The 18,022-nt window shown below is 49.0% G+C and carries 17 protein-coding genes; 10 read left to right on the forward strand and 7 right to left on the reverse strand.

The annotated features are described in order from the left end of the window. Positions 1 to 8: 8 nt before the first annotated feature. The 4 genes from H6F68_RS09785 (at position 9) to H6F68_RS09800 (ending at position 3,944) form a co-directional block, all read left to right on the forward strand. Positions 9 to 992, forward strand: coding sequence for an alpha-ketoacid dehydrogenase subunit beta (locus tag H6F68_RS09785; RefSeq protein WP_190438929.1), 984 nt, complete (start codon positions 9 to 11; stop codon positions 990 to 992). 79 nt (positions 993 to 1,071) lie between these two features. Then, positions 1,072 to 2,496: a protein translocase subunit SecD gene (secD, locus tag H6F68_RS09790; protein ID WP_190558521.1), complete on the forward strand. Its 1,425-nt coding sequence runs from the start codon at positions 1,072 to 1,074 to the stop codon at positions 2,494 to 2,496. After that, the gene (secF, locus tag H6F68_RS09795) at positions 2,493 to 3,482 is read left to right on the forward strand and encodes a protein translocase subunit SecF (protein ID WP_190558523.1); all 990 of its coding nucleotides are present in this window, start codon (positions 2,493 to 2,495) and stop codon (positions 3,480 to 3,482) included. Before secD ends, secF begins: the two co-directional genes overlap by 4 nt. A 42-nt stretch (positions 3,483 to 3,524) precedes the next feature. Beyond that, entirely contained in the window at positions 3,525 to 3,944 is a 420-nt protein-coding gene (locus H6F68_RS09800; protein WP_190558525.1) for a hypothetical protein, read from the forward strand. Positions 3,945 to 3,968: 24 nt separating this feature from the next. On the opposite strand, the gene H6F68_RS09805 is transcribed toward H6F68_RS09800, so the two are convergent. The 4 genes from H6F68_RS09805 to H6F68_RS09820 are packed head-to-tail and all read right to left on the reverse strand — an operon-like array spanning position 3,969 to position 8,034. Continuing rightward, a complete protein-coding gene (locus tag H6F68_RS09805; RefSeq protein ID WP_190558527.1) occupies positions 3,969 to 4,889 on the reverse strand; it encodes an ABC transporter permease in 921 nt (306 codons plus the stop codon). After that, a complete protein-coding gene (locus H6F68_RS09810) occupies positions 4,864 to 5,760 on the reverse strand; it encodes an ABC transporter permease (protein ID WP_190558529.1) in 897 nt (298 codons plus the stop codon). Before H6F68_RS09810 ends, H6F68_RS09805 begins: the two co-directional genes overlap by 26 nt. 29 nt (positions 5,761 to 5,789) lie before the next feature. Further along, the gene (locus H6F68_RS09815) at positions 5,790 to 6,878 is read right to left on the reverse strand and encodes a spermidine/putrescine ABC transporter substrate-binding protein (protein ID WP_190558531.1); all 1,089 of its coding nucleotides are present in this window, start codon (positions 6,876 to 6,878) and stop codon (positions 5,790 to 5,792) included. Between the two features lie 28 nt (positions 6,879 to 6,906). Then, positions 6,907 to 8,034, reverse strand: coding sequence for an ABC transporter ATP-binding protein (locus H6F68_RS09820; RefSeq protein WP_190558533.1), 1,128 nt, complete (start codon positions 8,032 to 8,034; stop codon positions 6,907 to 6,909). A 325-nt stretch (positions 8,035 to 8,359) separates the two neighbouring features. Between H6F68_RS09820 and mrdA the strand changes: the two genes are divergently transcribed. From mrdA to H6F68_RS09840, 4 genes are all read left to right on the forward strand, one after another. Further along, a complete protein-coding gene (mrdA, locus tag H6F68_RS09825; RefSeq protein WP_190558535.1) occupies positions 8,360 to 10,174 on the forward strand; it encodes a penicillin-binding protein 2 in 1,815 nt (604 codons plus the stop codon). Between the two features lie 288 nt (positions 10,175 to 10,462). Further along, complete coding sequence (locus H6F68_RS09830; RefSeq protein ID WP_313930073.1) at positions 10,463 to 11,044, forward strand: biotin transporter BioY; 582 nt, start codon at positions 10,463 to 10,465, stop codon at positions 11,042 to 11,044. A gap of 86 nt (positions 11,045 to 11,130) precedes the next feature. Beyond that, on the forward strand, positions 11,131 to 11,634 hold the full coding sequence (gene lspA / locus H6F68_RS09835; RefSeq protein ID WP_190558537.1) for a signal peptidase II: 504 nt from the start codon (positions 11,131 to 11,133) through the stop codon (positions 11,632 to 11,634). A gap of 233 nt (positions 11,635 to 11,867) precedes the next feature. Next, positions 11,868 to 14,123, forward strand: a complete 2,256-nt coding sequence (locus H6F68_RS09840) for a PBP1A family penicillin-binding protein (protein ID WP_190551940.1) — start codon at positions 11,868 to 11,870, stop codon at positions 14,121 to 14,123. Between the two features lie 23 nt (positions 14,124 to 14,146). Here the strand turns inward: H6F68_RS09840 and H6F68_RS09845 are convergent, their stop codons facing one another. Further along, entirely contained in the window at positions 14,147 to 14,470 is a 324-nt protein-coding gene (locus H6F68_RS09845; RefSeq protein WP_190438912.1) for a DUF1825 family protein, read from the reverse strand. A 127-nt stretch (positions 14,471 to 14,597) separates the two neighbouring features. Beyond that, positions 14,598 to 15,503 carry a J domain-containing protein gene (locus H6F68_RS09850; protein ID WP_190558539.1) on the reverse strand — a complete coding sequence of 302 codons (906 nt, stop codon included), beginning with the start codon at positions 15,501 to 15,503 and terminating at the stop codon, positions 14,598 to 14,600. 554 nt (positions 15,504 to 16,057) lie between these two features. Between H6F68_RS09850 and H6F68_RS09855 the strand changes: the two genes are divergently transcribed. Continuing rightward, positions 16,058 to 16,456 (forward strand): SHOCT domain-containing protein, encoded by a 399-nt coding sequence (locus H6F68_RS09855; protein ID WP_190551938.1) that lies wholly within the window; start codon positions 16,058 to 16,060, stop codon positions 16,454 to 16,456. An 8-nt stretch (positions 16,457 to 16,464) separates the two neighbouring features. Further along, positions 16,465 to 17,025, forward strand: coding sequence for a ComEA family DNA-binding protein (locus tag H6F68_RS09860; protein ID WP_190558542.1), 561 nt, complete (start codon positions 16,465 to 16,467; stop codon positions 17,023 to 17,025). An 18-nt stretch (positions 17,026 to 17,043) separates the two neighbouring features. Here the strand turns inward: H6F68_RS09860 and lepB are convergent, their stop codons facing one another. Further along, complete coding sequence (gene lepB / locus H6F68_RS09865) at positions 17,044 to 17,616, reverse strand: signal peptidase I (protein WP_190551936.1); 573 nt, start codon at positions 17,614 to 17,616, stop codon at positions 17,044 to 17,046. Positions 17,617 to 18,022 lie beyond the last annotated feature (406 nt).

Here is an 18,022-nt window from a genome sequence, read left to right on the forward strand (position 1 = left end):
AGGTATCGATGGCAGAGACTTTCTTGTTTAACGCCCTACGTGAGGCCATTGACGAAGAAATGGCCCGCGACCCCTCCGTGCTCGTGATGGGGGAAGATGTAGGCCACTACGGCGGCTCCTACAAAGTCACGAAAGATCTGTACAAAAAATACGGTGAGCTGCGGATTTTAGACACGCCCATTGCCGAGAACAGCTTTACAGGCATGGCAGTAGGAGCGGCAATGACAGGGCTGCGCCCGATCATTGAAGGCATGAACATGGGCTTCTTGCTGCTGGCCTTTAACCAGATTGCTAATAATGCTGGGATGCTGCGCTATACATCTGGTGGTAACTACAAGATCCCGATGGTGATTCGAGGTCCGGGTGGAGTTGGCCGACAGCTAGGGGCAGAACACTCCCAGCGTCTAGAAGCTTACTTCCAGGCAGTACCTGGATTGAAGATTGTGGCTTGCTCAACTCCTTACAACGCTAAGGGTTTATTGAAGTCTGCCATCCGAGACAACAATCCAGTTTTGTTCTTTGAGCATGTGCTGCTGTACAACTTGAAGGAGAATCTGCCCGAAGCAGAATACACGCTGCCTCTAGACAAGGCGGAAGTGGTGCGGCAAGGCAAAGATGTGACGATTTTGACCTACTCTCGGATGCGTCATCATGTCTTACAAGCCGTAAAAACCTTGGAAAAAGATGGCTATGACCCGGAGGTGATTGATTTAATCTCCCTCAAGCCATTGGACTTTGACACGATCGGGGCTTCGATTCGCAAAACTCACCGGGTGATCATTGTTGAAGAGTGTATGAGAACGGGTGGGATTGCCGCCGAGCTGATTGCTTCAATCAACGATCGCTTGTTTGATGAACTTGATGCTCCCGTGTTGCGTCTTTCCTCCCAGGACATTCCCACTCCTTACAACGGCACCCTAGAAAATCTCACGATTGTGCAGCCACAACAAATTGTTGAAGCTGTGCAAAAAATGGTGGCCCTACGGGTGTAGCTAAGATAGGTTTGAGTGTTGAGGTTGAACTCTGAATTAACCTTCAAGCTCAACACTCAAAATTCCAAACTCAGGACTTATGCAAAGACAGCGTTCATTATTGGCTTTAATTATCGTCCTCGTCATCGCCTCGATTGTGACGATCGCGAAAGTTCCGGTGCGGCTAGGGTTGGACTTACAAGGGGGATCTCAACTTACCCTCCAAGTAAAACCATCCGAAAATGTGAAGGAAATCACTCCTCGCGTGATGGAAGCTGTGCAGCGGGTGGTAGAAGGACGGATCAACGGATTAGGCGTGTCTGAATCGGTGGTTCAGACGGTCGGAGAAGACCAACTGTTGGTGCAACTTCCCGGAGTTAGCGATCCGGAGCAGGCAGAGCGGGTGCTGGGTGGTACTGCCCAGTTAGACTTCCGCAAGCAGAAACCAGGAACAGAAGCTCAGCTAGGCGTGGAGTTTCAGGTGCGGCAAGAACTGCAGGCTAAGCAGGCAGAGTTGCAGAAACAAGGCGCTGGTAATGAGGCAGCACTGGCCGAAAACCAAGCGGCGATCAAGCGCAGTAATGCGGCGATCGCAGAGCTGTTTGAGCGGAGTGGTTTAACGGGAGAAAACCTCCAAGATGCATCGGCTGAGCCTGCCGCAGCCAGTGGGAATAACTGGAATGTCTCCCTCAAGTTTGATTCTAAGGGAGCAACGCTGTTTGCAGATTTAACCAAGAGTTTGGCTGGAACCGGACGAAGCATTGGCATTCTCTTAGATGATCGCTTGATTAGTGCCCCCACCGTCGGCGTTCAGTTTGCTCAAACTGGCATTACAGGTGGCGGCGCTGTAATCGAAGGCCGCTTTTCGGCTGAAGAAGCGAACGATTTGGCAGTGCAATTGCGGGGTGGCGCTTTACCTGTCCCTGTGGAGATCGTGGAAAACCGCACAGTGGGAGCGACTCTAGGAAGAGATAGCATCCAGCGCAGTATTTATGCTGGGTTGGGTGGTTTGTTTCTAGTGTTGATCTTTATGGTGGTTTATTACCGCCTACCTGGTGCGATCGCCGATCTAGCCTTAGTCATCTATTCGCTACTAACCTTTGCCACCTTTACCCTGCTGGGTGTGACGCTCACCCTGCCTGGAATCGCAGGATTTATCCTCAGTATTGGGATGGCCGTAGACGCCAATGTCTTGATTTTTGAACGGACCCGTGAAGAATTACGCGCAGGTAAAACCCTGTATCGTTCCGTAGAATCTGGTTTCTATCGTGCTTTCTCTAGCATTCTAGATAGTAACGTCACAACGGTAATTGCTTGTGGGGCTTTGTTCTGGCTAGGAGCAGGTTTAGTGCGAGGGTTTGCCTTGACGCTGGCTCTAGGAGTCATGATCAGTATGTTTACCGCTGTTACTTGTAGCCGCACTCTAATGCTGCTCGCAATTAGCTTTCCCGCCCTACGCAAAACCGAACTCTATTGCCCTAAAGTACCCGCGTCTAATCAGCCTCAAGCAGGGGTGACTCCATGAAACTCAAGGTTATGAAGCAGCAATCGCTGTGGTGGAGCATTTCATTGCTCATCATCCTCAGTGGCTTGATAGCAATGGCGATCTCTTGGACGCGCCCTGACATCAAAGCGCCTCTACGCCCCAGCCTAGACTTTGTTGGCGGAACTCGGATTCAATTTGAACTGGATTGTGCAGTACCCAACAACTGTGACCAACCAGTGAATGTAGGTACAGTACGTGAAGTGCTGGACAAACAAGGTCTGGGTGGGAGCAGTATTCAGGTAGTAGGGCAAAATCAGCAAGCCGTTTCCATCCGCACCAGAACCCTGAATGTAGATGAACGGACCCAGCTCCAAGCTGCTTTAGTCCAAGCAGTCGGTAAGTTTGATGCCAAAACTACTCAGATTGACACGGTTGGTCCCACGATTGGTCGTCAGCTATTCACTTCTGGGATGTTGGCGCTGATTGTTTCTTTTGCCGGAATTATCGTTTACATGAGCTTCCGGTTTCAGTTCGACTACGCTTTTATGGCGATCGTGGCTTTGTTCCACGATGTTTTGGTCACAGTTGGCATGTTTTCAATTTTTGGCCTACTGTTTGGGACCGAAGTGGATAGCTTGTTTATTGTGGCGTTGCTCACGATTGTGGGCTTCTCGGTTAACGATACCGTCGTGATTTACGATCGCATCCGGGAGACTATTATCCTCAATCCTGAACGCCATATTGACGATATTGTTGAGGATGCAGTCAACCAAACCTTGACTCGCTCCATCAACACCACTCTCACCGTCCTGTTAACCCTGTCGTCAATTTTCTTCTTTGGTGGAGAAACGCTAAAGAACTTTGCCCTCGCTTTAATTGTTGGTTTCACGATGGGAGCCTACTCTAGCATCTTCATTGCCAGTACTCTGCTGGCTTGGTGGCGCAGGCGTAATGGTCAAGCAATCCCAGCGTTAGCCACCAGTGCTCCAGCGATCGATGCTTCTGTTAGCTCTGAGGATGCCTAACTTTACCTCAGGGCAATTGCTGCTTCGAGCTAGCTAGAACTTATGGAGCGGTCTGACCACACCCCAGAATTGACCCACACCCCCAAGCTTTCGCCAGAATTGGTAAGGCTGCATGAGTTAACAGTTTGGGGGCGATGGTGTTTTGTCCTCTGCCTCTGGCTGACGATTGGCATCCTCAGTCTTTGGGGATTGCGAAGAGAATTTGCTTTGTGGGTGCAGTATTTTACTTGGTCAGCCGTTCGCTATGGGTTTGCTTACAATCCAGTACCCACATTTGGGCTGGGTTTATGTCTTGGTTTAACCGTAGCAACTCTGGTTTGGCAAAGCCGCAACATTCTCCTGGGGCTGCCTGCACCAGAAAAACAACGCTTAGAGCGACAAGTGCAGCGAATTCAGCAGCAAGGACCGAGCCATCCGCTCTGGCGCTGGGTTTATGGCGATCGCACTACTCCAGGCAAGTAGATTTTTGTACGCAAATGACTTTAGCTACTTGAACCGCTTTTGCGAACCTTGATAGCGAATGGATTCAGCCACAAAGGCAACGAAACCGGACGCCAAGATCAAGACGACGCTGAGCGCGTTGATATCTGGTTTCACTCCAGTGCGGATGCGGCTGAAAATTTCCATTGGTAGCGTAGTTGCTCCCCCTCCAGCCGTGAAACTGGCAATGAGAAAGTCATCCATGCTCAGCACAAAGGCCAACAGACAACCAGAGACGATCGCTGGCATGAGTTCAGGTAGCAACACCTGCATAAAAGCTTGAGTGGGCGTGGCTCCTAAGTCTAGCGCTGCTTCCTCTAAGTGAGAATCTAGCCCAGTTAAACGAGTGGAGACGACAATCGCCACATACGATAAGCAAAACACCACATGGGCAGCTACGATCGTCCATAAACTGAGGGGAATTGCCACCACGGCCAAGAAAACTAAGGTGGCAACGGCGATCGCGATGTCGGGAATAATCAAGGGCAAATACGACATCCCTCGATACAACCCTTTTCCTGGAAAGTGATAGCGGGTTAAACCCACTGTCATCAGCGTTCCTAGCACGGCTGCGATCGCCACCGCTACTAAGGCCACGATTAAGCTCGTTTGTAGAGCGGCTAAAATGCGCTCGTCAGCGAAAAACTTGCGATACCACGCCAAAGTAAACCCTGTCCAACTAGCACTATAGGCTGACTGATTAAAGCTATAGAACGTCAGGACGACAATGGGCAAATACATGAACCCAAACATGAGCAGGGAGAACAGGGCCTGCCAGGAAGCACGGGGGTTCGTTTTGGCTTGCGGTCCAATCACAGAAACATGAATCCTTCGAGCGATAGTGTCTGAATCCTGAATGTTGGCACCCTGATGACTTAGTATGACCCGGCGATCGCCCAATTTAGCGTTTCGACGTGGAATCGCCATACTTAATTAGCAAAGCGATCGCCAGACTGACTGCCAGAATTAGCAGCATACTCAAAGCGGACCCAAATCCCCAATTTTGCGTAGCCCCGAGAAACTGGTTGTAAATGAGACGCGCCGCAGTCATGCTAGAAGCACCGCCTAACAGTTCGGGGTCCACGAAATCGCCTAACCCGGTAATAAACACGAGTAAGGAGCCAGCGGCAATTCCTGGTAAGGTCTGTGGTACTGTAACCTTCCAAAACGCTTCGCTGGGATGAGCTCCTAAATCAGCCGCCGCTTCTAATAGCCTGCGGTCGAGTTTTTCTAAAGAGGCGTAAAGAATTAGAACCATGTAAGGCAATAAGCTGTAGCTCATGCCAATTAATACAGCCGAGCTGCTGTTCAGTAAAGTCAAAGGCGGCAAGCCGATACTCGCGAGCAAAGTATTAAGGACACCTGTCGGCCTCAAGATGGTGATCCAGGCGTAAGAGCGCAGCAACGACGAAGTCCAAAGCGGTAGCACGAAACACAGTAACAATAAATTGCGCCAACGCGCCGGAGACAGAAGGGCAATCCAATAAGCTACCGGGAAGCCCAATAACAGGCAAATAATGGTGGTGTTAATGGCAAAAAATAGCGATCGCCCGATGACCTGTAGATAAATCGGCTGAAAGATCTGAGTGTAGTTGTCTAAACCTGAGGGGTTAACGACATCTCCTGGTCGAATGCCTGGGACGAAGCTTAACTCCAAAATTACTAAGGCTGGCATCACTAGCAACAAACCTAGCCAAATGCCAGATGGCCCTAGCAAGACCAATGGCCCTAACCACTTTGACTCCGGACGACCTATATCCGATGCAGCGGGAGTATTTCTGGAAGCAAGAGGTGTCATGCGTAGACCTAGGAAGAGACGACTATTATTTAACTGCTGGTTAGCTGCGTCCAGTAGCGATCATAGACTTCGCTGAACTGCCCAATAGGAGCGATTTGTTCACACTTAGTCAGCAGTGACTCTGGCGGAAATAGGTTGGTGTTGTTGCGGATGTCGGCGGGTAACTGAGCGATCGCCGCGCGGTTAGGAGTAGCAAACTTCAGGCGATAACACACCTGAGCCATGATCGATGGCTGCAAAATAAAATTGAGCCAAGCATAAGCGGCTTCAGGATTTGGAGCTGACTTGGGAATCACCATCGTATCAGTCCATAAAGATGTGCCACTGCGAGGAATCACATACTTGAGATTTGGATTGTCTTGAGCTGTTTTAATGGCATCAGCCGAGTACCCCATCGCTAACCATAAATCTCCTGCCACCATTTGGTCGCGCCAAGCATCGGAAGTAAACGTAGCGATCGCGGGTTTCAAAGCCGCTAACTTCTCGTAAGCTTGCTCTAACTGGGCAGGTTGCGTGGAGTTGTAAGAATAGCCCAGCATCCGTAGGGTCGCGCCCATCACCTCGCGCACATCATTAATCAAGGTGATGCGTTGAGTTAATTGCTTTTGGTTGTCCCAGAGATAATTCCAATCTGTAGGAGGTTCTTTCAGCTTCTGCGTGTTATAGATCAGTCCGGTGGTACCCCAACTAATCGGGATGCTATAGCGATTGCCAGGGTCATAAACAGGATTTTGAAAGCGTGGCAAAAGCTGGTTGAGACCGCTTAAACGATTGTGATCCAGCTCGCTCAAGAGTCCGATTTCGCTCATCTGACGGACCATATAGTCAGATGGCGAAATAATGCTGTACTCCGAACCACCTCCTGCCCGGATTTTGGCCAACATCGACTCATTTGAGTCAAAGACATTGGTAATGACTTCAATGCCAGTTTGCTCACTAAAGCTCTTGAGTAAATCCTCATCTGTGTAGTTAGACCAGGTGTAGATATAGAGCTTGTTGGAGGTGCCAGGCTGAGCTGCGGATTGCCTAACTTGGGCCAGAGTCCAACCACAACTGGAAAGCGCCAGCCCCGAAAGCGCGGATGCTGTAGTGTTTAAGAATTGCCGTCGCGTTGACATGCTGTCTCGAAAAATGTTGTTGTGCTACCTATGCAGTTAAAGCCAGACAGTCTGTAGCGGGCCAATAAATGTAGATGGGAGTTTCAGGATCGGGCAGGGCACCGACTGTATTCGGTTGCATGACTGTGACGCGATCGCCGGAAAGCAGTTCCACCACATAATGAACATGCGTTCCTAAATACATCACATGCTTCAGTCGTCCCTCAAAACAATTATGGGACACGCTAGGTGTATACAAACTCACCTGAATCTTTTCCGGTCGGACGCTCACCACGACTGGAGCCGTGATGGGTGAATTGCCAGATTCCCAAGGTTTGGCTATAACTTTGAGTCCAGTTTCTGTTTCTACCTTTAAGGAAGCGGTATCTGCTTCTACAACCTTGCCTCGGAAAAGATTTGTGTCTCCAATGAAATCTGCCACAAATGGCGTGCGGGGTCGTTCGTAAATTTCAGTAGGCGAACCGATTTGCTCAATCTTGCCCTCATGCATGACAGCGATGCGGTCTGACAAGCTCAAAGCTTCCTCTTGGTCATGAGTCACCATAATAAAAGTGACGCCCAGTTCTTGATGTAGATTGGACAGCTCGACCTGCATTTCTTTTCGTAGCTTCAGGTCTAGCGCCCCTAGCGGTTCATCCAAGAGCACCACAGCCGGACGATTCACCAAAGCCCGTGCCAAAGCAACTCGTTGTTGCTGCCCTCCAGAGAGTTGAGCTGGGAATCGATGGGCATAAGCCTCCATCTTGACCAACCGCAATGCTTCGCCTACACGTTCACGAATTTCGCCTCGGCTTTGGCGTTTAATTCTCAAGCCAAAAGCAATGTTGTCCCAAACCGTCAAGTGATTGAATAGGGCGTAACTTTGAAAAACTGTGTTGACAGGACGACGGTAAGGTGGAATCTGATTCATGGTTTGGCGTCGAATCAGCACCTCCCCAGCAGTAGCAGTTTCAAAGCCAGCGATTAATCGAAGGGTTGTCGTTTTGCCACACCCAGAGGGACCCAAGATGCTAAAGAATTCACCTCTGCGAATACTAAGATCGATGCCTCGGACGACTGCTTCACTATTGAAGACCTTGAAAACCTTACGAAGTTCAACATCAAACTCAGTATCGATGCCGATCGCATCCTGACGCTGTGTAGCAGTCTGAGACATAGTGGCGATTTCCTGCGCTGATTTCCCCACGAACGCAAAGCCAAATTAAATTTCTACCCTTTGAGAGAGGCAAGATTCGGCTTTGGTTTATTTTATCCACCTAACCAAGGTTAAGGAATGGGACTGTTCTAATCTATAGCCTGCCCAAACTGGTTTTGTAGATTAAAAGCTAAACACTGTTAAGCAAATAACTTTAACAGGGTAACCCAGTGAGCATGCAATAATTCTTCACTAAATCAAGATTTGCGCTTGGCGGGGAGACTAGCGGTAGACTAGGTAAAAACTCACTGCCACTAATTTCTCCGGACACAATTTTTCCGACCTTATGACTTTGACACAATCTCCTCCCATCATTCAACAACCCGCAGCGCGTACGGTTGGCAGAAGCTACCAGTCTATAGCTTTCATGTTGGTTGTCAGTTTATTAATGTTGGGTGGAATTGGCGGTCGGTTGGCTTACTTACAGTTGGTCGAAGGGAATCGGAATCGCCAGTTGGCAGAAAATAATCGCATTCGCTTGATCCCCAAGCAACCAGAGCGCGGCAAAATTTTAGATCGAGGCGGCAGCATCTTGGCTGGTAGTCGCCTGTCGCACTCAGTGTTTTTGTGGCCATTGGCGCGGAAGCAGTCTGAGTGGCCTGCGACTTTAAACCGACTTTCTCAGATTTTGCAGATCCCCGAAGCTGAAATCCAAAAGCGGCTAGAACAAGCAGGGTATACTTCTCCCTATTTAGTCAGGATTGCGCGGGGTGTAAGTCCAGCTCAAGTTACGGCTTTAGCCGAGTACTCCAGCGAGATGGAGGGGGTGGAGGTTGATGCAGAAGCCGTTCGATACTATCCTCACGGGGACTTGGCGGCTCATGTGCTGGGCTACACAGGTGAGATGAGCGATGAAGAGCTGGAAAAACGTAAGGATGAAGGATACCGCCTCGGCGATGTGATTGGCCAAATGGGCGTAGAGTCGGCCTATGAGAAACAATTGCGGGGCGAATGGGGCGGCCAGCAGGTTGAAGTGGATGGCATGGGTCAAGTTGTCCGCATTCTGGGTGAGAAGCAAACTCAGACAGGTAGAGATGTCCGCTTAACCTTGGATTTGAAGTTGCAAAAAGCAGCGGAAACGGCGTTGGGCGATCGCAAAGGCGCGATCGTAGCAATGGACCCGAACAATGGTGCAGTTCTGGCCATGGTTAGCCGCCCTGCCTTCGATCCAAACCTGTTTTCGACCCGAATTACAGATGCTCAATGGCAGCGCTTGCAAAGTGAAGACCATCCCTTCGTCAACCGAGCCGTGCAGGGGTATCCGCCTGCAAGTACGTTCAAAATTGTTACCACTACAGCCGCGATCGAATCTAATAAATATTCTCCGGACACTGTCCTGAATACCTACCCTTCTATCACTGTGGGAGGCATCGAGTTTGGTGACTGGAACCGAGCTGGCTTTGGCGTTTTAGGGTTTGCGGGAGCCTTGAAATGGAGCAGCGATACCTTCTTCTACCAAATCGCCATGGGAATTGGTGACCAGACCCTCATTCCCTGGACTCGACGATATGGATTTGGCCAGAAAACGGGTATTGAGCTACCTGAAGAAGCAGCCGGTTTAGTGCCAGATGATGCCTGGAAACGCAAGGAATTAGGGGAAGGCTGGTACCTGGGGGATACCGTTAATATGTCGATCGGCCAGGGCTTTCTTCAGTCCACACCTTTGCAAGTGGCAGTGATGTTTGCTGTGCCTGCTAATGGTGGTTACAAAGTTAAGCCTCACCTGTTCAAGGACAATGAAGCCGCCCGAAATTGGCGCGAATCTTTGCAGCTCAGACCTGAAACCGTTGATGTTTTGCGGGCAGGCTTACGAGAGGTTGTGGACGGTGGCACTGGGGCTGCTCTCAATGTATCAACAATTCCGCCAACGGCTGGTAAGAGTGGTACTGCTGAAGACTTTGGCCGCGAATCTCATACTTGGTTTGGAGCTTATGCTCCCCTTGATAAGCCGCAAGTATTAGTTGTGGCGTTTGGCGAAAACTCTGGTGGCGGTGGTGGCTCATTTGCAGCTCCCATGGTACGGCAAGTTTTAGAAGCTTACTTTAATCCCAATAAAACAGTAAATCAGGCGGCTGCAATTGAGCCTGTTTTGACAGATTAAGGCAATTTTGAGCTGCTGCTTACTGCCTAAATTAAACAACTCTGGTGCTGAAGGCTGTACTCACAGGCCAGGAGCGTAGGTGCTTCCAATCCAGTGATACAATGCCAACACTAAAGGCAAATCAACTAATATTGCTTCTCACGCTAGTTGATTCTCAAGCGTTATAAATAAGCTTTTACAGACTTATTGCGATCAGCGCTTTAGATCCTGGAGGTCGTTAAACCTCTAGCTTAGGAGAGGATAATCTTGTTATTCCCGCCCCCATCGCTCTGTATTCTTGAACCCATAGTGGCTGCTCCCATTGAACTGCTCTGGGCCTTTATTGGCCTGATCTTAACGATTGGTGGAACCCTTGTAGAGGCATCGATTACCAGTCCACCGTGGAGTTGGGACACCTCTGGCATTCAAGCTTACCCGCTGGGAGTTTCTTGCCAAATTGGAGCGGTGTTACTAGCTAGTTGTTTGGGAGGTAGGAATGCTGGAGTCCTTTCTCAAATCGCTTATTTAGCATTAGGCTTAGCAGGATTTCCAGTTTTTACCCAAGGCGGTGGTATTGGCTATATTCGTGAGCCTATGTTTGGGTACTTGCTGGGTTTTGTCCCAGGAGCTTGGATCTGCGGTTTACTAGCCTTTAAGGCTCCACCCCGCTTGGAGGCTTTGACTTTTAGTTGCCTTTGCGGCCTATTAACCATTCACTTAGCGGGTCTAGTTTATTTAATCTTTGGCTATCTCTTTAGCTGGGTGAATACTAGTGTTCCGTTGCTAAAAGCAGTGCTGATGTACTCCTATAATCCTCTTCCTGAGCAATTGGCCCTCACTTGTGCAGTAACGGTTATAGCCTTTACGATTCGACATTTAATGTTTTACTGAAGCGGACTGAATCAAATAACGTTGTTCGCTGACTCGTAGTGCTTGGTGTGCGCCTAGTTGGTTTGAAATTCTCTGACCCAGTTGCTATGAATTGGAAGAATCGTTTTTTTTGGCTTGCAGCTCTCATTAGCTTGATTTTAGATCGTGTGACTAAGTACTGGGTTGTAACTCAGTTTGACTTGACGATTCCTCCCGAATCTTGGGCACTTTGGCCCAATGTCTTTCACTTTACCTATGTGACTAACACGGGTGCTGCTTTTAGCTTGTTCAGTCAAGGTGGTGACTGGCTGCGCTGGTTATCTTTGGGAGTTAGCTTAATTCTGGTGGCGCTGGGTTTGTTCGGGCCGAGGATGAATCGCTGGGAGCAGGCTGGCTATGGCTGCATCCTGGGTGGTGCAGCAGGCAACGGTATCGATCGCTTTCTGGAGGGTCGAGTCGTCGATTTTTTGGATTTTCGGCTGATTGATTTTCCGGTCTTCAACATTGCTGATGTGTTTATTAATGTTGGGATTGTTTGTTTGTTAATTGCTACTTTCAGAGGGGAGGATGTTACGAAGGGAGATTCGCATCCTGATTCTACTCAGCGGTAAGCTCAGACTACTTAGCGGTTTGTTGACAGCAGCAGTTAAGTCTAGCTTGTATGATTGGGGATGAAGCGGGTAAAGATAGTTGGGCAATCAATACTATCAACTCATGAGGTTGCCACCTAAACTCTGAATTGCCGCTGAATAACTGCAACAAGCGCAACATCCTTGACTCAACTTCAGTCAAATGTTGTTTATACTGCTTCCGATTGCTTTAGCTAAATTTGTGTTGGTAGTGAATGACTCCTCCTCAGCCCCCTCGTCAGTCTAAAACCCTGTTGGGTAACTTGACCCAAGCTGTACAGACCATTCAGGCTAAGATTGATTTTTCCAAACTTGCCTTGAATCCGGATGCAAGGGTGCCAGAACTGTGGGTGCAAGATGCTGGGACTGAAAAGGCAGAAGTCTATCCTTTGTTGGGCGATCGCTACCTGCTGGGACGGAGTTCCAAGTCCTGTGACATTGTGGTGCGTAATCCCGTTGTCAGTCAGATCCATCTTTCCCTGACTCGCGATCGCCAACAGCAAACGCCCTTTGTGCTTAAGGATGAAAACTCGACCAATGGCATCTACCGGGGCAAGCGACGTGTAAATACATCCACGTTGTATCACGGTGATATTCTGACTCTGGGGCCACCGGAGCTTGCCGCAGCGGTTCGCATCCAGTATCACAACCCTCCCCCGTGGTACGTCAAAGCGTTTCGCTATAGTCTCTACGGAGTCAGCGGCCTTACAGCGATCACAGCCTTATTTGTGGGTATTGAGTGGACTAAGTTTTCGGTGCGCCCCTTGCCTAAGTCGATCCAAGGACCCGTCATGGTCTACGCTCGCGATCGCCAAACACCGCTAAGCCCTGCCCGCAACAACGCCCACTTAGAGCTGAATAAACTTTCGGATTTTTCAGCTTATTTACCCAAGGCAGTGGTGGCCTCGGAAGATAGCCGATTTTACTGGCATTTAGGCGTTGATCCGATTGGAATTTTAAGAGCCTTACTGACCAATATCCGGGGTGGAGGCATTCGTGAAGGTGCCAGCACGATCACCCAGCAAGTCGCTCGCAGCTTGTTCCGTGACTATGTAGGCACTCAAGATTCAGCCGGACGCAAACTCCGAGAAGCGATCGTAGCGCTGAAGCTAGAAATGCTTTACAGCAAGGACGCGGTTCTCAAGATGTATTTGAACCGGGTGTACTTGGGCAATGGTAACTTTGGCTTTGAGGATGCGGCCCAGTTTTACTTTGGCAAGTCGGCTAAAGATCTAACCCTCTCAGAAGCAGCGACACTGGCAGGGATTTTGCCTGCCCCGAATAGCTTCAACCCCATCCGTGATTACCAGGCAGCAGTAGAGTACCGCGATCGCGTGATTAATCGAATGGCAGCGATGGGCATGGTGAGCTTGGAAGAAGCCCAGCGAGCCCGGCGATCGCGCATTGAAATTAATCCCAAAGCTAGGGAAATTCTAGAGAGTACTCGTGCGCCTTACTTCTATGGCTATGTGTTTGATGAGTTGCAAACTCTGCTCGGCAAGCAACTAGCAGAAGAAGGTAACTTTATTGTTGAGACCAACTTGGACCTGCAAATGCAGACCTTGGCAGAAACTGCCTTGCGGAATTCAGTCGCTAATGTTGGAGCCACCTACAATTTTTCCCAAGGCGCGATCGTCACGCTAGATGCTAGCAACGGCTCTATCCTAGCTTTAGTCGGCGGAGTCGATTACCAGCAAAGTCAATTTAACCGAGCAACCCAAGCTCTACGTCAGCCTGGTTCTACCTTCAAGATTTTTAGCTACACCGCAGCCTTGGAGCAAGGAATTTCGCCGGGAAAGCCTTACTCCTGCGCTCCTCTAGACTGGGGCGGCCAATCGTTTAGTGGCTGTAATGCTGGGGGTGGCAGCTTGGATATGTATAGCGGCATATCCCTCTCCGAAAATCCGATCGCCCTCAGGATTGCTCAAGATGCGGGCTTAGATAAGGTCGTGCAAACAGCTCGGCGAATGGGCATCCAGTCTGAGCTTAATCCTGTCCCAGGTCTCGTCTTAGGGCAAAGTGAAGTCACCCCTCTGGAAATGACAGGCGCTTTTAGCGTCCTAGCCGATCGTGGAGTCCGCCATCGTCCCCATGCTATTCAACGCATTTTGGATAGCAGTGATTGTCAAGACCGCAATAACTTCCAAACTTGTCGAGTGATCTATACCTACGACCAAGATTCGGAAGCTAACGTTTCTGTACTACCGCCAGAAGTCGCAGATACGATGACCGGGCTGCTGCAGGGAGTCGTACAGAGTGGAACGGGGCGCAGTGCCTCATTAGGCTTGGGAGAAGCGGGGAAAACAGGAACTACAAACGACAGTGTTGACTTGTGGTTCGTCGGGTACATTCCTGGCCGCTCTCTAGTCACTGGGATCTGGTTGGGCAACGACAACAACGATCCCACTACTGGCAGCAGCGGCCAAGCAGCTCAGCTATGGGGTGAGTATATGGGCCAGGTCGTGCGTTGATCTAGCCTATGCAGCTTCAGCCGCTAAGAGGTTTTTTCTACCTCAGCCTTCATGCGCTCTAGGGTAAGGTTCATCTGCTCAAACATTTGTTGGGGCGTCATCCCAAACTGACCTAACTGTGTTTGCAGCTGCTGCACGGTCATTTGCGCCATAAAATCTTCCGATAGCTCAAAGCGCTTCATAAAAATGCGGTAGCGCTCCATCAGCCCTTCCATCCGCTCAATGAAAAGCTTTTTGCCTTCTCGGTCAAATTTGCCGTAGCTGCTGCCCAGTTGCACTAGGGATTGATAATCCTCAAACAACTGCTTTGCTTCTTGCTGCACAATCTCAGAGTCAAAAAATCCCATTGCTATTTCTTGGGTCAACTACCAAGCAAAATGAGAAGCGACGATCGCCTTCTCATGGCTTACTTTAATTTTAATGCAGGGCTTGATCGGCGGATAGCTGCGCGAATCCGTACCTCAGCTGGTTCGGTCAAGGTTTTTTGGCTCCAAACAAGCCAAAAAGACCACTTTTTTTAGTGGTTTGGGTAGGCCGCACTTTATCTTCTAGGTTGAGGTTGAGTTTAGCTGCATAGTGCAGCGCTAAGGGTTCTTTAGGATTGAGTTTGAGAGCTTGGCGAAAATGAACTGTAGCCATCCCGGAAAGGTTTTGCTTGAAGTAGGCAAATCCTAGTAAAGCATGGTATTCCCCTTGAGTCGGTTCGATTTTAATGGCATCTCGCAACTCCTGAACTGCTTGAGCTAAGTTTTCTTTCTTTAAGTATTCCTTGGCTCGCTTAGCATGTTGGTAGGCATAGTCCGTTGCAGGTGCTTCTTGCGGGCTAGCGGGCGCAAATTCAATGGTTTGGGCGGGAGCGCTAGAGACAAGCCCTGTGCGTTTTTCGCGCAGAATTACGTCATCTAGCTTCAACTGTAGATAGACTAGATTTAGTTCTAACAGTTGTTGAGTGACTGAGGCAAAGCGCTCGATGGGCTGAAACTGGGTCGCGCCAAGTTCGGCGATCGCCTGCTCATAAAATACCTCAGCATCTTTGAGGTTGAGCTGGCTAAGCTGTTGAGCTAATTTGGTTTTAGGGGCGATCGCTCCTTCTCTTTTCAAGCGTCGTACTTGAAACCGTAGCAATCCTAAAGATTCAGTGCGGTCTTTCTCTTGCTTCAGCTTCTGATAAGCAGGGTTAACCAAACGGGCAAAAATTTGGCTGGCTAACTGCTTAGTCTCACTCTCAGTAGTTCCAAAACTATCAGGATGTAAAACTTTAGCAATGTTACGGTAGCGCTTCAGAACTCGACTATCATCAGCCGCTACAGAAATACCGAGAATGGCGTAGGGATCGGAAAATTTCTGAAGCCAGTCTGCTGAAAAAGAAGTCTGTGGCATTGATCAGCGGCCTTAAAATTTTTGAATAAAAAATCAACGAATCCCAGCAGATTAAAGGAACAGTTACAACTATAAATCACCCGTTTCAGGCAATTTAGTCACTGGTTTCTGCTAACTACCAAGCTGCTCAGCTGTTCTAAGCGTTATTGCCCAGAAGCCTTAGCAATGGCAAAAAATAAGGATAGGTAGATGTTAACTAGGGTGCCCACCTGGTCTGCATCTAAGGTTACGAGATGACTAAGCTGCGAGCAAAGCTAGAGACGACTTACGCTGCTGAGCTTGGTTACTAGCAACTTTAATATCGGTTTCCAGGTTGGTTTCAGTACCCTGCGTTGAAATAAAACTCTTTTACTACTGTACTGTGTTTGCTAGAACTCGACATCAGGCACCTGGGTGATCCTGGGTAGGTGTCAGTAACTTAAATCACAACTACAATGTCCAAAGTCTACGGGCTTATTTCACAAATTGAAATCTATTCCTAGCAGAAACGCTGCTGTTACCTTTAATCCATAGGATCGACCGTGATGCATCTAGGTGCCGCCAAGGAGCAGAGTATGCTAAATAAGCCCAAAAATCGTCAAATAGCAGCAGTCCTAGCCTTCGCTGGCGTGATCGTGCCGATCGCGGGGTTGCACAAGCTCTATCTCGGTCAATATCGCTGGGGTATGCTGTATCTACTGTTGTCTCTGGCAACGCCCATTCCTAAAATTGCCAGTGCAATTGAAGGAGTTTGGTACCTAAGCCAAGACTCCGATCAGTTCGATCGCAACTTTAACGATGGAATAGCAGCTAGCCCCACCGTCCGTTACCCTACAGGGCCAACTGTTGATCCGGCGAAAGTTAGCGCGATCGCAACGGCAGTGCGCCAACTGGATCAACTGCGCCAAGATGGTTTGATTTCAGAATATGAGTTTGAGCAAAAGCGCCGACAGTTATTAGATAGCGTGACTTGAAACCTGAGATGGCATTTTTAGATTGGTTAACCTCTGTTGCTCGAACTCGTTCTCCGATCGCGGCTGCCTCTACACCGCTGCGATCGCGGTTAATCAATGATCCTTATTACCGTCTGCAATCATTAGAAGAAGTGCAGTTAGCCGCCTCCTTGGGAGTTAAAATCGATGCCAATCAAGCCACAGTGGACGATTGGTTACGTTTGCCCGGAATTTCTATCCATCAAGCGCGATCGCTAGCAGAACTCACTCAAGCGGGCGTGCAGTTTTGCTGCCTGGAAGATATGGCCGCTGTTTTAGGAGTGCCCGTCCAGCGACTACGGCCCTTTGCACCGATTCTCAATTTTTGTTATTACGATGCTGAGAGTCTGGTCACAATTGAGCCCATTAATCCCAACACGGCCTCTGTAGAAGTTTTGCTCAAAGTGCCACCGATTGATTTGTTCTTGGCTAGAGCGATCGTGCAAAATCGCTTAGCTACAGGGCCTTACCGCAACCTGGCAGATCTGCAACGACGGCTTTCTCTGCCTAGTACCGTAACAACTGATTTGATGCACTATTTGCGTTTTTAGCTGCGCTTTTTAGCTGCGCTAGAACTGCCCAATTCGGGAGAACGGCCAAAAGCGCCACCAAGCTCGACCAATAATATTTTGCTTTGGCAAGAAGCCCCAAATGTGGGAGTCGTTGCTGTTGTTGCGGTTGTCGCCCATGACGAAAAACTGCCCCTCTGGGACTTGCCTTGGCCCCCACTCATAAGCGGGTGGCTCGGCAATATACGGTTCTTTCAGCGGCTGGTTATCTACATAAACCTTACCCTGCTGCACTTGCACAATCTGACCAGGCAGGCCAATAATGCGCTTGATAAAAGCCTGCTCTTTGCTGTAGCCCTGGGTCTGCAATTGCAATGGTGGATCGAAGACGACAATATCGCCCGTTTCCGGTGAGTGCCAGCGGTAAGAAAGCTTTTCCACCACCAAGCGATCGCCAACTAATAAAGTTGGCACCATTGAGTCAGACGGAATAAAACGCGGTTCTGCAACAAAGGCACGAATGAAAAGGGCCAAAGTTAAAGCGATCGCTAGAATCTGAAAATTTTCTCGTTGGGATTTCCAGAACCCTGACTGCCCGGAAGAATCTGCCAAATCTTGTTTTTCAGATGTCATAGCAACGATGAATAGAGTGGAACCAGATACAAAGCGGCAACTCTGCCAAGTAGTTAGCAGCCCAGTTAAGGATCAATCAGCGATCGCCTAGAGACAATGCCTTCTGACACTTGTACGAGCCTCTGCCATCAACTAATATACTCCGCTCTTCTAGTTTTTTCGTGCTCTTGCAGGGCTAGGCTGTCGGGGCATCAAAAGCAATGCGAGCGAATTGGCAAGAGAGCTTCTAAGACTGTAAATAGTTGATTTTGATTGCTCTGTCAATTGATAAAAACTCTACAACTGCATAATTTACTAATAAAAAATATCCGGACTAATGAATTCATTGATATTGATTCAGTGCCATCACGGACTGATTTCTCAGAATTGAACTGACTAATACCGAATAATTATCAGGGTGGTTTTT

It is taken from the genome of Trichocoleus sp. FACHB-262 (genome assembly GCF_014696035.1).
Classification (GTDB): Bacteria; Cyanobacteriota; Cyanobacteriia; order FACHB-46; family FACHB-46; genus Trichocoleus.